Source organism: Actinocatenispora comari (assembly GCF_017312725.1).
GTDB classification, from domain to species: Bacteria; Actinomycetota; Actinomycetes; order Mycobacteriales; family Micromonosporaceae; genus Actinocatenispora; species Actinocatenispora comari.
Map to the genome: position 1 here is coordinate 139,205 of NZ_BOPO01000084.1, position 13,615 is coordinate 152,819.

The 13,615-nt window shown below is 68.3% G+C and carries 16 protein-coding genes; 8 read left to right on the forward strand and 8 right to left on the reverse strand.

The window, feature by feature from the left end:
- Positions 1-331: 331 nt before the first annotated feature.
- Complete coding sequence (locus NUM_RS22200) at positions 332-862, reverse strand: hypothetical protein (protein WP_207126829.1); 531 nt, start codon at positions 860-862, stop codon at positions 332-334.
- A 308-nt stretch (positions 863-1,170) separates the two neighbouring features.
- Between NUM_RS22200 and NUM_RS22205 the strand changes: the two genes are divergently transcribed.
- The 3 genes from NUM_RS22205 to NUM_RS22215 all read left to right on the forward strand — a co-directional run bounded on the left by NUM_RS22205 (position 1,171) and on the right by NUM_RS22215 (position 3,149).
- Complete coding sequence (locus NUM_RS22205; RefSeq protein WP_207126830.1) at positions 1,171-1,881, forward strand: GNAT family N-acetyltransferase; 711 nt, start codon at positions 1,171-1,173, stop codon at positions 1,879-1,881.
- Positions 1,882-1,954: 73 nt separating this feature from the next.
- On the forward strand, positions 1,955-2,209 hold the full coding sequence (locus NUM_RS22210; protein ID WP_207126831.1) for a hypothetical protein: 255 nt from the start codon (positions 1,955-1,957) through the stop codon (positions 2,207-2,209).
- 307 nt (positions 2,210-2,516) lie between these two features.
- A complete protein-coding gene (locus NUM_RS22215; RefSeq protein ID WP_207126832.1) occupies positions 2,517-3,149 on the forward strand; it encodes a hypothetical protein in 633 nt (210 codons plus the stop codon).
- Positions 3,150-3,174: 25 nt separating this feature from the next.
- On the opposite strand, the gene NUM_RS22220 is transcribed toward NUM_RS22215, so the two are convergent.
- Positions 3,175-4,248, reverse strand: coding sequence for a hypothetical protein (locus NUM_RS22220; RefSeq protein WP_207126833.1), 1,074 nt, complete (start codon positions 4,246-4,248; stop codon positions 3,175-3,177).
- Positions 4,249-4,386: 138 nt separating this feature from the next.
- On the opposite strand from NUM_RS22220, the gene NUM_RS22225 reads away from it, so the two are divergent.
- Complete coding sequence (locus NUM_RS22225) at positions 4,387-4,809, forward strand: hypothetical protein (RefSeq protein ID WP_207126834.1); 423 nt, start codon at positions 4,387-4,389, stop codon at positions 4,807-4,809.
- Between the two features lie 7 nt (positions 4,810-4,816).
- On the opposite strand, the gene NUM_RS22230 is transcribed toward NUM_RS22225, so the two are convergent.
- On the reverse strand, positions 4,817-4,954 hold the full coding sequence (locus NUM_RS22230) for a hypothetical protein (protein ID WP_207126835.1): 138 nt from the start codon (positions 4,952-4,954) through the stop codon (positions 4,817-4,819).
- A 198-nt stretch (positions 4,955-5,152) separates the two neighbouring features.
- Complete coding sequence (locus tag NUM_RS22235; protein WP_207126836.1) at positions 5,153-5,413, reverse strand: hypothetical protein; 261 nt, start codon at positions 5,411-5,413, stop codon at positions 5,153-5,155.
- A 350-nt stretch (positions 5,414-5,763) separates the two neighbouring features.
- On the opposite strand from NUM_RS22235, the gene NUM_RS22240 reads away from it, so the two are divergent.
- From NUM_RS22240 to NUM_RS22250, 3 genes are all read left to right on the forward strand, one after another.
- Positions 5,764-6,345: a hypothetical protein gene (locus tag NUM_RS22240; protein ID WP_207126837.1), complete on the forward strand. Its 582-nt coding sequence runs from the start codon at positions 5,764-5,766 to the stop codon at positions 6,343-6,345.
- Between the two features lie 126 nt (positions 6,346-6,471).
- Complete coding sequence (locus tag NUM_RS22245; RefSeq protein WP_207126838.1) at positions 6,472-7,365, forward strand: hypothetical protein; 894 nt, start codon at positions 6,472-6,474, stop codon at positions 7,363-7,365.
- 906 nt (positions 7,366-8,271) lie between these two features.
- A complete protein-coding gene (locus NUM_RS22250) occupies positions 8,272-8,601 on the forward strand; it encodes a hypothetical protein (RefSeq protein ID WP_207126839.1) in 330 nt (109 codons plus the stop codon).
- A gap of 42 nt (positions 8,602-8,643) precedes the next feature.
- Here NUM_RS22250 and NUM_RS22255 read toward each other — a convergent pair whose 3' ends face one another.
- Positions 8,644-9,111 carry a hypothetical protein gene (locus NUM_RS22255; RefSeq protein ID WP_207126840.1) on the reverse strand — a complete coding sequence of 156 codons (468 nt, stop codon included), beginning with the start codon at positions 9,109-9,111 and terminating at the stop codon, positions 8,644-8,646.
- A 147-nt stretch (positions 9,112-9,258) separates the two neighbouring features.
- Between NUM_RS22255 and NUM_RS22260 the strand changes: the two genes are divergently transcribed.
- Positions 9,259-9,456: a hypothetical protein gene (locus tag NUM_RS22260; protein ID WP_207126841.1), complete on the forward strand. Its 198-nt coding sequence runs from the start codon at positions 9,259-9,261 to the stop codon at positions 9,454-9,456.
- 357 nt (positions 9,457-9,813) lie between these two features.
- On the opposite strand, the gene NUM_RS22265 is transcribed toward NUM_RS22260, so the two are convergent.
- From NUM_RS22265 to NUM_RS22275, 3 genes are all read right to left on the reverse strand, one after another.
- Positions 9,814-10,140 (reverse strand): hypothetical protein, encoded by a 327-nt coding sequence (locus NUM_RS22265; protein WP_207126842.1) that lies wholly within the window; start codon positions 10,138-10,140, stop codon positions 9,814-9,816.
- Positions 10,141-10,589: 449 nt separating this feature from the next.
- Entirely contained in the window at positions 10,590-12,164 is a 1,575-nt protein-coding gene (locus NUM_RS22270; protein WP_207126843.1) for a recombinase family protein, read from the reverse strand.
- 53 nt (positions 12,165-12,217) lie between these two features.
- A protein-coding gene (locus NUM_RS22275; RefSeq protein WP_207126844.1) for an IS3 family transposase occupies positions 12,218-13,395 on the reverse strand; the annotation gives its coding sequence in 2 pieces (ribosomal slippage) (positions 12,218-13,137 and positions 13,137-13,395; 1,179 coding nt in all).
- Positions 13,396-13,615: the final 220 nt, after the last annotated feature.

Consider the following 13,615-nt stretch of genomic DNA (forward strand, 5'->3'; position numbering starts at 1 on the left):
CTGACCTGCGGATATGGGAGGCCCTTCGCCCCGGGGTGATAGGGGAAATGGCGGGGCCGAGGATCGGCCGCACTGGGGCGGGGCGCTTGGCTGGAGCTGGGCTGCGAACCGCGGCGTTGTATCGGCAGGGCGCGGTCTGCTTGGCGTCAAGGTCGTAGCTGGGTCGAATCAGCGAGCCAACCAGCGCGCCGAGCGCGGGCCAGCGGTGCTTGAAGACCCGGGCGGTGAGGGATCAGACGGCGCCGTGCCGTCAGCGGGGTCGATCAGCCCGACAGTGTCCTGGACTCCACGGGTGGGAGCGTCGACGTCGAGCACTCGCAGGAGCCGTGTCCTACGTCTCGATGGGAGCCGGCGGGGCCAGGTCGAGGCCGTCGAGCGTGTCCAAGCGTGCTTCGATGCGGTCCAACTCGGCGCGGAACCTACTGCGGTATTGGGCTTTGGCGCGTTCCCATTCGTGGATCAGAGGTTGGATCGCGGCCATGTCGTCGGGCAGCAACCGGTTCAACGATTCGAGCGTGTAGCTGCCGGCCATCAAGTCGGGTATTTGTAGTGCTCTGCGCGCTTCGGCGAGGCGGGTTGCCCGCGGGTCTGGAACGGTGGCGCCCAGTTCCTGGATCGCCTGGTAGTACAGGTCGATCGCGTGTTGCCTGACCTGCGGGCTGGCCGTGCGAAGCGCCCAACTATCGATGCCTGCCAGCTCGGTGAGAGCCGGCCCTGGTTCAACACCTCGTTTCAGCAGCGACTTCGCCGCGTTCGGCAGGGTCTCGGCGTTCCCGAGTGCGGCATGCCGATAAAACTGGCAGAAAGTCTCGACCGAGTAGCGCTTGTCGCTGGAGTCGTCCCGCGGTGCCCGTTTCACCATGTCGGGACTGTAGCGGGTAGCGACCATGCAATCACAGGGGTGGGGAGTGTTGGCGTGTTGGTGCGGCCTCAATCGGCGCGGCTGGTAGCGGCTACCGCGTCGGTGCACAGGCGTGCGCTGATCCGAAGCATGCTGAGAACCCGCGCCGTCTTCTCGGCACGACCAAACAGAGGTTGCCGCTGCCTGCCGCGGATGCCATGACTCGCCCGCGTACGCCGCGGCCGAACCGAGCGCGGACACTGCTGTGGCAGGGGCGGATCGGCCAAGACGATCCGCTCCTTGTCGTAGCGGCAGGCGATAATGCGGACATGGCGTCCCGAAAGCCCCCGCGCAAGAGCCCGCCCATCAGGGCTGACCGGCTCGTCGACGGCTGGGACGGGCCCAGCGACACCCGTATCCGGCTGGCTCGTCCTGACGACGTGGCGCAGATGCGCGAGTCGATCGACGCGGAGGGGCTGCTGTTGGACGACGCCGTCGCGCGGGATCTGACGGCAGGCCGCACCAGTCAGTCCATCTTGCGCGGCTTGCATGCGGGGCCGGATGCGATGCTGCGCCCGCTTGCGGAGGCGGCCAGCGCCAGCGACCCCGGCCGCGCCATGCCCGGACTGGTGCTGCCGCTGGTCGCCCAGGACAGCCAGGGGCGGCTGGCCGGCACGCTGGTGTGCGTACCGCCGGGCAACGTGATGTCCGAAGCAGCCGAACGCGGCATCCCCGTGCCGCTGGCGATGCTGGGCGCCGCCCGCATCGCGAAGGTCCAGACGCTGACCGTGGCGCCGGCCGCCCGCGGGCAGCGGCTGGGCCAGGCGCTGCTACGCCGCGCGATGCGCATCTTCTTCCAGCTCGACTACTTCCTGATCTACGGCCAGTTCGGCGTCGGCACGGGGCTGGGCGCCTACTACCAGCGTCTGGGCTTTCGCGTACACGACGAAGGCGCTCAGTTCGATCTGGACCGCATGAGCCTCCCGGTCGTGCTGGGCGCGGTACCCGGCGAGCAGCTGTTCACCAAGTGGCGGCCCTAGCCGTCGCCTCTCTCGCCCATACCATCATCGTAGAAGGGAAGACGCCTTGATTCAGGAGCCGGATGACGGGGCTGTGATCGCGCTGCACTGGGGCTACCCGAGCCAGGAGATCTGGGTTCGCGAGGCAGGTAGCTGGTCGTGCGCCATCCACCCGAGCACCGTGGACTGGGAGTACCTCGTTGACCAGGACGACGAGTTGGTCCTGCTGATTCCCGCCGACCAGGACCGGTACGACGCTGGCTGGCGCGACGGCCGGTTCGACCTGCTGCGGTCGCTGGACCGCACCCTTCGCCAGCTGAGCGACGCCACCCATCAGCACCCGAAGTGATGCAAGGGCCCCGTTGCACTGGAAGTGCCATGTCAGACGCCCCCGCCGCCGCGGGGGCCCAGCGCCGGCCCGGGCCGGCGAGGATCGCAACATCTGTTGGTACGGGTGTGAATCCAGGCGACGGCCCCGGCCCCTCACGGCCGGGGCCGTTGTCGTACCCGCCCGGTACGGTGGCAGTCGAGCTGGACGCGCTGGAGATGGCGCCGCCGGCAGAGGTCTCACGACCCGCGCTCGTGACTCCCTGCCCGGGCACGATCTCAACGGCCGGCAGCAGCGTCGGAGCGGCCCGGCCGAGACGAGGACCGCCATGCCCCGCACCACCAGCCCCGCCGACAAGCGCCGCGACCGCCAGCTCGCCGCCGAGCAGGGCGTGCCGTACCACCAGGCGCTCAACCAGGTCCGCGGCGTCGCAGCGTCGCGCGACGGCCGCGCCATCTTCAACTCCGACCGCGACGTCGCCCCTGCCATCTTCGACGCGGACCGCGGGATCGACGGCTGCCGCGCCTGGGACGACATTGTGACCGGCCTCGACGCTGCCGAGCAGCACCTCCAGGACTCCGACCCGTACGCACGCGCCGCTGCTGCCGCGGACCGTGGCCGGCTGTTCGCCCAGATGGGCGCCCGGACCACCGATAAGGTGTACGCGCACGTCTGCCAGCTCGCCGCGCTGTACGAGGAGCAGGAGGGGGCGCGGATCCGGTGCCGGCACCGGATCCCGACGGTGTTCCCGCGCACTCAGGCTGCCGCGGTTGGTCTGTCCACATGCGACTGGTGCGGCCGGCCGTGGCAGGCCGACCCGACCGGCGCCTGCGAGCACTGCCCACGGCTGGTATTCGGGCCGAGCCCGGCCAGCCGGGAAGAGGCGGCCCGGTACTCGCCGGGCCAGCCGGTCACCGCCGACGACATCGCGTCGTGGTCGGAGCCGGTGGACGGCGACTGACCGGCGCCCACGCCCTCTCCGTTGATCAGCCGGACGGCTTCTCCGGGTCTACCCCGCGAACCACGGGCGAGAGCGCCGAGTCGACGTTGACCGGGGTCGGTGGGTACCACCGCATCTGGTATGACCAGTCGACACCGTAGGTGCCGGTGGTGCTGCCGACTATCTGGCCATCGTCGCCTCTGGTCGCGACACGCACCCTGTGCCAGTGGGCGCGCCGGATGTGTGGCGGAAGCGCACGTACCGCCGCATGCGGTCGCGACGCGCCGGAGCCAGCCTCGCGGCTAGCAGGAGGCGCGTCGCGGCGCCACGACCGAAGGTTCTCTCCGACACGCCATCCGACGTTGGCGAGCCGTACCCCGGTGAGCTGGGTGGGGCGGCTGACCTGATTGTCCGGCAGCCAGTCCAGGTCCGGCCGCTGCGCCGTGAGGTACAGCAGCAGTTGCAGAGACAGCGGGGTCAGGGTGCTGAGTTCCGGCCCCCACGGGTGTCCGAGCTGCTCCGCCAACCCCTGCTGTGCCTCAACCAGATCGGTGATCGTGCGGTCCGGCGAAGAGAACTCGCCGCGGAACATGCAGGAGAGGGTCTGACAGCGGGTCGTCGGGTCGCCCTCCGCGGTGTACAGCCACAGGAACCGGATCCCGTCGGCCTTGGCGAATGGCCCGTAGGTGGTCCAGACGTTCTGGATTTGCCCCTCCGACGGGGTGGAGGATCCCCGAACCCGCGTGCCGCACACGATGAAACCTACGTAGTGGCACAGGTCGTGGCCGTCGTGAAGGGACAGAGGCTCGGACAGCGAGACAACCAGGGAATCGAACGGCTGTTGATCGAGCCAGTCGGGCGGGACCTTCGCGTCGGTGTCCGAGGCAAGCAGAGCGTTGACGAATTCGCGGTCGACGCGCAGCACCACCTGGGTCTTGCGCCACACGCCGTAGATGTTCTCCGCGACCGCAGCGGCCTGCCGATTCACCGGAGGCACGGCGGGGTTGGCACGCTGCAAGATCATCTGTTCGGCCATGGTGATGACCTGCGCAGCGTCAAAGACCTTGATGTGGCGACGGGATCGGCGGTCCGTGGACTTGAGACGACGCTTCTTGCCCATGACGCGCAGCGTAGCGATGGCACCCGGCACCGTTCGGTTACTGCGGTCGGCCCGAACGGTCGACCGCGGCCGGCAGATTCCGTCTCATCCGGCCCGTAACGTGGTGCTGTTACGCCAACACACCCCGGGAGGTTCAGCGTGAGGATCGGTATCGGATTCGGCGTCGGACCGTTCCGGGTGTCGCAGACCTTGTTCCGCACTCGGAGCCGCCGCCAGCACCGGAAGGTGGTGCACCGCCGCCCGGGACAGCACTCCGGCTGGTGGTGGTGCGGCGTGATCCTCGCCTGGACGTGCGCGTACCCGTTCCTCGGCGCGTACTACATCGGGCGGTGGGGTCTGCGGAAGCACCGCGAGCAGCAGGCGGCGCTCGCCCGCCAGCAGCCACGCCCAGTGCAGCCGCCCGCCCCGGTACCGCCAGCGGGCTGGGCCACCGTTCCGCCCGCGTACCGGCCGGCTCCGCCGCCGATGCAGGTACCGCCGCAGCCGTCCAGTGCGCCGTCTCCGCACTACCCGCCGATGCCCGGCGCGTACGGTACCGGCGGCGCGGTCGACATCCGCTGACCGGCGGTCAGCAGGCGCCCAGCCCGTCCTTGTAGACCCGCGCGACCACCTGCCCGGCGACCACCCGGCCGAGCTCGTCGGCCGCGCACCACCACGCGTAGACGAACGGCCGGCAGACGTACGGCGCGGGTGCGCACGCCTCCACCGCCTCAGCGTGTGGGACAGCGGCCGGCACGGCTCGTCGGACGACAGCGCCCCGATGTCCAGGGTCGGCGCCGCGGCAGCCGCGGCACCGCCAGCTGCTCGTAGTCGCCGAATGGCCCCTCGCCGGCGAGCCACTGCCACAGCATCGGCCGCAGCCGCTCGTACGCCGGGTGCCACTCGCCGGGCATCGGCACGTCGGTCACTGCGGCTCGCCGCCGTCCACCTCGTCCAGGAACAGGCCGCCCGCCGCCTCGACCACGATCTCCAGCATCGGCCCCTCAGCCGGCGCGGCGGTACCGGCCCGCCACGACATCGACCCGTACCCGGCGTGCATCCACTGCCGCTCCAGCACCCGGTACACCGCCCCCGACCCGGTGAACCGGTCGGTCAGCCAGATCAGGTCACCGACCGCCGGCGGGTACGGCGTTGGCAGCGCCCCGTCGCCCTCCCGGCTGTCCACCGATGTTGTCCCAACCTGCTCTCCCGGGGAGGCGAAATGGAGCTGCTACCGGCCCGCCGTCGGGCGGCGGATACTGCCTCCGTGGACACGCCGCGCAACGCCCCGTCTGTCGAGGTCGAGAACGCGACGACAACCCGTCTTCTGTCCACAGCGACCGAGCCGCAGTGCTCGAAGGACGGGTGATTGCTGCCGGACTATCGGTAGGTCTTGCGGTGGCTCTATCGGCTCGAATGGCGGGGGGCATTCCGCGCATGTACCGGTCCGACGACGGTGCTTGTCGAGCAGCTTGGAGCGGGGCGTCTGCTGATCGACCCCTCGACATGTAGTGACGGGGCCGCTACGTTGCCGATGTGGCTGCTTCCGATACCCCTCTGATCACACGCAGCTCCGCGCTGCGGATGGTGATCTCGGCCGCGCTGGCGGCACCGCAGTTGCTGCTGCCAGGGCAGGTCCCGCTGCTGCTGCGGTGTGCCAGCGGCGCAGCGTGGTTCGGTATCGCGCTGGTGGGCTTGACGTGGTTCACCCGGTCAAGTCGTCTGCACAGGTGGCTGGAGGAACGGCGCCATCGCCGTCATCCCGAGTGGGAGCCGCCGATGACGCACACGTTGCGGCAGATCCGGACTGAGTTCACCGACCAGGTACTTGCCGAGTCCGAGCACGACCCCGTCCTGCGTGGCGAGTTGATCGCCTTCACCGGGAAAGTGGCCGGCAAGCTCGACGAGGTTGACCTGGCATGGCGCGAGCCGTTCTTGCGGCATGTGATGCTCCTGCGATTGATGAACGGGATCATCGATCACGCCACGGACCCCGGCCACCCGCTCGGCGGGCGACGGATGGATGGCTACTCACCGATGGTGGTGTGGCTGGCGGCGATCGACCTGATGATCCGCGAGCCGGGCGTCGAGGCCATCCCATCTCTGTCTGGATCCTGACGTGCACCAGGAGCCCAGGCACCGGCAGGCTCCCTGGATGGATGTCGGTCGCTGCGGTGGATGCGCGGCTGGCCACCACCTCCGCGCCGCGTCGCGGGTTCTGTCGGCAGAGAAAGGGGTGTGCTGATGGCGGTCTCTGGCGAGGTGGGTATCCCGTTCGCGGTGGACGCGGCGGGTCATCGGTTTGGGCGTAGCGCCATCGACCGCTCCCCGCAGCCATTTCGTAAGCCGCTGAGCTGCGCGGGATGCAAGCTGCTGGTCACCGCGGTCGCTGGCTACACCACCGGCAGCGGTCGACACACCAGCTCGCACTACCGCCGACACCCAGGCGTCCACCACGACGCGTCGTGCCCGTATGACTTTGATCGGCAGGTACAGGTGCTGGTTGGAGCCGACTCCACCGCGCTGGAACGCGAACGGAGCGGCCACTACCGCCTGGTGCTACCCGACGAACTGCAGGCGCAGCCGCCGCACGACCCGCCCGGAACCTACCGCCGTCGACGTGCGTCCATCGTTGTGCGCCGGGCCGACGCTCCTCGCCTGTCCGCTGCGATCAACAGCGCGGTGAAGGTCGCCCGGCTGTTGGAACGCTTTGACCACATGCCCCAAGCGCTGGAAGCGTTCACCGTGAGAAGCGGCCGATCGGCCATCGCGTGGCGCGACTTCTGCTACCTGCCTGACCGCTACGACGAACTTGCCTCCCGCCTTAGCACCGACCGCACCCGCCTTCCGGTCGCAGTCTCAGGCATCGCCCAAGCACGCGGTGTGGCGAGCGCGGGGACCAGCTACTGGTTGATGCACGACCCAAGCCAGCGAGTCCAGCTGGACGGTTCGGCCGCGTACCTGCGGCTGCGGATCCGATCTCGCAGCGAGGCAGTGCTGGAACGGGTCACCGACGGCCAGCGGTTCTTCGCGCTGGGATGGTGCGGACGCCTCGATGCCGGCAAGTCGCGGGGCGGCCACCGCCGCTGCGACCTGAACATGTGGATCAACAGTGCCGCGGGCATCTGCTCCTGGTAGCAGATGCCCCGTCTCGCGAGACGTTCAACAGCCCGGCGGCCGTCCCACCGATCGCGGTTTGCGCGGCTGCCACAGGGGTTTTAGCTGTTCGGCCCAGCTGCGGTCGGGGGCGCGGGCTGCTGGCCGGGCTGCGCGGCGATGACTTCGTCAAGGTCCACGGGGATCGTCGCCGTCGACTCTTGCGGCTGGGGATCTCGTTGGTCCAGCCACGACGCGAGCGAAGCACGCCTCGATAGTCCAGCAGCTCCGCGGCGTGCGAATAGACGACGACGGCGATGCCTTCCTCGGTCTGTTCGGGATGAAGGCGTCGGGTCGGCGACCAGGTCGTCCAGGACCGGCTGGAGCGTCGCGTGGGCGTCGGCTGCCGGGCCGCCGGCCGGTGCGATGAACATGTCGGCGGCTGCGCTTGCCGTCTGGCCGTCAGGACTGGTGGGTGTCTCGGTGCTGGCGCTGGCTTGTTCGATGGCTGCTGCAGCGGCAAGGTCGTGCTGGCCAAGGTACCGGCACGCCCAGTCCACCCGAGCTGCTGTGCTCGGGTGACGAGGCTTCGCCGTACTGCTGGTTGCTCGCTTCAGGGTGGTGAGCAGGTAGCCGTGGCAGGCTCTGCGGAAGCGTTCATGGTTGTGGTCTCGAAGCGCGGCGCGGGCGCGGGTGAGTTGGTCGAGAAGCTGCGGCGTGGTGGGCCGCAGCGCCCGGAGTGATGATGTTGGTGACCTGGGCGCCCCAGGGGCGCTAACCCGTTCGCCCGCTGAAGCGTTACGCGCCGGCGGCGCCGGCCACCAGGTATCGGACAGAACCGTCGTGTCTTCCAACACATGACGTAAGGGTTGCAATGCGGTGTGTGGCGCCGATAGCTTGGTCCGGCTCGTCACGGGCATACCGTGACCTACCCCTCACGGAGGAATCATGCGGAACAAGCTCTCGAAAGCGGCGCTGGTCGTGGGTATCGCGGCCGCAACGCTGGGCGTCGCGCCGGTCGCCGCGTCTGCCGCCGCCCAGCCGATGGACCCGTCCTGCCCGACGGCCCCGTCGATTGACAAGATCACCGACAACGGCTACGCCCAGATCGTGCTGGTCCGCAACTGCTCCTACTACTCGATCAAGGCGCACGTGGGTTACTCGCTGAGCTCCGGTGGCGGCCAGATCTACACCGGCTGCTACTCGATCAGTGCCGACGGCAGTCGCAACTACACCATCCCCGAGAATGCCTTCGGGATCACCGCCTCGAAGTGCTGACACGCCCGGAAGGGGACGGGCGCCGGTGCTCCCGGCGCCCGTTCAGCGCGTCAACACCAGCCCGTAGCACACGGCCACAATCGCTCCCAGCGGCACCGCCGCGGCGGCGAGCACCTTCGCCCAGGACGGCGAGCTGACCTGCCGTCCCCACTGCAAACTCCACACCGCCAGCGCACACGCCGCCACGCCCAGCCCGACCCCGGTCCAGCCGGTCGCGTGCATCATCTGGGCGTTCAGCTTGTCCACATTGCCGGTGGAGGTTATCAGCGGGCCGGTCAGCGCGTACTGCACGGTGCGGATGAAGTCCGACCCCACCAGCCCGGTGACGGCCAGAACGAACCCCACCAGCCCGACCGGCGCCGGCCTGACCAGCAGAGCGCCAAGACTCGGTGACTCCCGCCGTGTATACCCCCGACGGCTGTCCCGGCCATCTGGCGCGGTGTCACCTTCCACATCAAGGTCAATCACCGCATCAGGAGCGTTCACGCCGTCACTATCTGGACCGGTCATCCACCAAGAATACGGACCTTGAGCCCTGCTGAGAGCGCGAGCATCCTGTGGCGCGAGTCGGCGCCGGTCAGCACTACCCTCGCGGACTGTCCTCGCGGTCCGCGGCGCCGGTGGAGCAGCGGCAGCGGCCAGACACCGCGTGAGGTGATGCGCGGTCTGCTGGCCGAGGCGGCGATCGTTCGCCGGGGCGGAGTTCCTGACCCCGACGCGATCGCCGACCAGATCGAAGATCTGGACGGCTTGGCCGAACAGCTTCCCGACGGTGAAGCACAAGGCTTGACGGTGCGGACCGACGCTGCTGGGCCCGCTCCGGCCCGCTCGGGATCTTCTGGAGCATCTGCTTGACGGCCTCGGTTCCAGCCAGCTGCTGTGCCTCGACACCGCGAACGATCCTGACGACGACGCTGATCTGATCGAGGACGACGACGAGCAGGCAGAGGCCGTCGAAGAAGCCGACGACACCACGCAGCTGGAAGAGCAGTTTCTGGGCGCGGTGCGGGCCGAGGCGCGCCGTACTCATGCACGACTGTCGTAGCGCGGCCATTCGCCGCGAGCTGGGTGAGTCAAGCCGGCGACTGACACCCAGGATGGGGGCGTCGAACCCGGCAGTGCGCCCGTCGGTGACTCGGCATGTGGTAATCGCCGTGTGTGCGGGGCCGTCGGCGATCTTGTACGTCTAGATCGCGTTAGGGTCAGCCAAGGTCAGCCGTGCGGTCCTGTGGCTCTGAGGCGGGCCTCGTACGCGTCCATCTGCTCGGGGGTCGGCATGCCGGCGGCGATGTGGGCGCCGATGTGCAGGTGCCGACGCAGCGCGCTGGGCGCCTCGCCACCGACGAGCGGCGCGGCGGTGTCGGCGTGGGCGAAAATCTCGTCCGCCGCGCGCTGGCAGGCCCGGGCGGCGATCAGGGGTGCGGCGGCACGTACCGCGGCCTCGGCCACAGCGCGCTGGTGTTCGTCGGGCGCCTCGTTGCCGCTGACCGCGCGGGCGGCAGCATTGATCGCTGTGGTCAGGTCGATGTTGTCACGCATCCGGTCTCCTCTGTGCGGCCGGTCGGTGCGGCTGGTGCCACGCCGGGTCGAACGCATCGACGGGTTGAGCATCACCCACACCGCAGCCGGCCCGCCGCACTCCTGGTGCGAGTCAGCGCGCATACCCGGCGCGGTCCGTTGGAACGGGGAACTCGCGACGGCATTGGGCCCGGCGCCAAAAACGAACTGATGCGAGTGAAACCCATCCCTTGATTGTCCCTGGCGCGCTCGTAGTCAGTCGCAGCCGCGCGCGGCTCGCCGCGCTGGTGGCGAACGCGGACGCAGGCGCCGAACCTCCTTTGCGTGTTGGCGTCACCGCTGCCCTCCGCGCGCGGAGATGGACGGACCGACCGCTCCCACGATCGCCGTTGTCGGCTGAAGCCGATGGGCCCCAGTCAGCGGCAGGCGCTTGCGCTCTGTCCCTACGCAACGCTCAGCCCAGCGGCGCGTCATTGCTGGTTTGCCAGCGCCTGCTTGACGCGGGTGGTGGAGATTCCGGTTGCTGTGGCGATGTCTTGCACGGTGGCGCGCTGTCGGGCGAGTACGGTGACCGCGTCGCGCAGAGCCGTGGTGTAGGCGTCTTCGATGGCGCGTAGCTGCTGCATCTGCGGTCCGGTCGCGACAATGTTGACGTCTGCGTTCAGGCCGAGGAACGCGAGCCCTTCGATGATGGCGTCGCGTGCGGACTTCAGTGCCTTCCCGTGCCCGTAGAGCCTGCGGTGCGCGTCGCGCGCAATCCACAGGGTGTCTCGCCGCGTCGCTTGGCACTCGATGGTTGCGTTGCTATCGGGGCGACTCGGCTCGTCTGGGGGTGTCTGCTGCAGGTCGTCGATGAGCTGGCAGGCAAGCGGGTAGGGGATCGGTGTCGGCAGCGCGATCTGTCGGTCTCCGATCTGGTACAGCGTGTGAGTGTCGCTGCTGCGGATCGCGGTGACGGGAAGTCTCAACCGGCCGGCCGCCGCGCGGATCAGCTGCAGCGGCCCGTCACCGCGTACACCAGCCTTCAGCGCCGCGGTGACCTGCTGGGCCTGCTTCCATTCCGCCAGGCTGATCACCGGCTCATGCACGACATGCGGCGACCACACCCACATCGAGATCGGGTTCAGCTTGCTGCAGCCGGGGCGGCCGGTTCGGCTGGCTTTCCGGTTGTACACCTGGTGGCCAGTCAACTTCGGGTTGGCGATCAGTCCCTCGACCAGGTTGTGCGTCCAGTGGTGTTCGATCGGGTATCGGTCCGGCGCTGCCTCCAGGATCGCGATGATGTCCGCGGCTTTCCGATGCTCTTCGCGCCGCAGGCGGCAGATCTCTCGCGCCGCGTCGAACCGGCGGGGATCCGGATGCGGCACCAGCTTGCGTTTCCGTCGAGGCTCGCCGAACCGGTTGCTCTGCACCCTTGGCGCGTCCGGGTCGATCACTGCGGTGTAGGGGTACGGCGGGTAGCCGTGGTTCCATCCGTTGATGGCATGCTGCACCTGCCCGCCCATGGAATTTTCCAGCATGATGGTCCGGTAGATTTCTGCCTCCACCTGCCCGTACCGGCGGCTGCGCAGCCGGCCGGATTCGGTGCCGCCTGTCGGCTCGTTGGCGTAGACCACCTCCACCCCAACACCGGCAAGCGCGTGCTCCACTGTGAGGCTGGTCAGCATGGCCCGCGCCAGCCGGTCAGACCGCTCCGCCAGCACGTGGGTGATGCCCATGTGCTCGGCCCGGTCCACAAGATCCTGCAGACCGCCGTCGCGAGGCACGCGAACATCGAGCTCGTCGTACAACTCCTGCGGACCCAAGCCCCGCAACTCCGGTGGCAACATCCCCGATTCGACATCCCAGAAGTACGCGACGAACTTCTCGCCTGCCTCCAGCCGCTGGGAGGCATGGTGCACCTGCCGTGGGATGGACGTCTCCGGGTTCTGGTTGTCCTTCGTCGAGACACGGCCGACAAACACCGAACGGCGCGCACGAAGCTCGGGCACGTGAAAGCTCGGCAGATCCGTGAGATCGATCGGCGGTCCAAACACCGAGGTCATGAACAGTCCTCTGAGGGGCTTCGGGTTTTCCGGACAGGGGATTGACCGGTTATTCACGCGGCGTGCCGCTTGTTTTGATGCTCGATCCATATCTCGCGTGGGGTGCGGTACCCGAGCGTCGAGTGCAAGCGTTTGCGGTTGTACCAGAACTCAATATAGCGGGTGATGTCTCGCCGGGCTACCTCGCGGGTGGGGTATGTGGTGCGGGACACGAGTTCGTTCTTCAGGGTTCCGAAGAACGATTCGGCCATCGCGTTATCGAAGCAGATTCCGGTGCGTCCGGCCGACCGGCGGATCCCGAGTTCGGCGAGGGTGGCGGCGTAGTCGGCGGACATGTAGTTGCTGCCGCGGTCGGAATGAAAGATGGCGCCGTCGGCGAGGGTTCGGTTACGGGCAGCGTTACGGATCGCGGCCTCGATCAATGGGGTCTTGTAGTGATCGTCCATCGCGTAGCCGATGACTTCTTTGGTGCAGCAGTCGATGACGGTAGCCAGATAGAGCCAGCCTTCGTCGGTGGGAATGTAGGTGATGTCGCCGACCATTTTCGTGCCCGGCGCCTCGGCGGTGAAGTCGCGGCGCACCAGATCGTCGACCGCAGCGGTGGCCGGCACGGTCAGGCTGCGACGCGGGCGCGGCTGACAGGCGACCAGGCCCAGCTGCCGCATCAGCGCGCGCACCAGCTCCGGCGTGCAGTGGCGTCCCCAGTGGGCAAGCTGGGCGTGGATGCGCCGGTAGCCGTACCTGCCGTCCGCGTCATCGAACGCTTTCTGCACGAGAGTCATGAGTTCTTTCCGCCGTGCTGCCGTCGCTGATTGTGGCCGTTTGCGCCAGTCGTAGTATCCGGACTTCGACACGTCGAGCCAGGCGCACATCAGCTTAACCGGGTGCGCGTACTCCGCGGTGTCACCGACCCGCATCTGGTCGATGAACTCGTACTTCGCCGTTATCGGCGATCCTTCGCGAAGTACGCGGCTGCTTTTTTCAGGAACTCGATCTCCGCCGCCTGTTGACGGTTGAGCCGTTCGAGTTCCCTCAGCCGGGCTCGTTCGGTGGCGCTTAACTCGGCGCCTGCGGGCTGATCGTCGCGTTCACTGCGGCGTACCCAGTTCCGCAGTGTCTCTGCGTTGACATCCAATTCCCTCGCAACGTGCGCGATAGGGCGATTCGACTCGCGGACGAGTCGGACCGCTTCCTCACGAAACTCGGGAGTGTAAGAACTAATCCGCGCCACTACCTTTTCCTCGTCTCGGTTTCAGGAACCATCTTATTGGATCCCTGTCCGAGAAACTCGGGGCACCTCACCTCCGCTTGTCACATCACGATGATGTACAGGGCTGGCCTACCGGGAACCGCAAGGGCAACGGCCGGCGGGACATGGCCCAGCCAGGTGCCGGGTCGAGGTGACCCAGCGGGCTGTGACCGTTGACCAGCAGGCGCGCAGCACGTAGCAG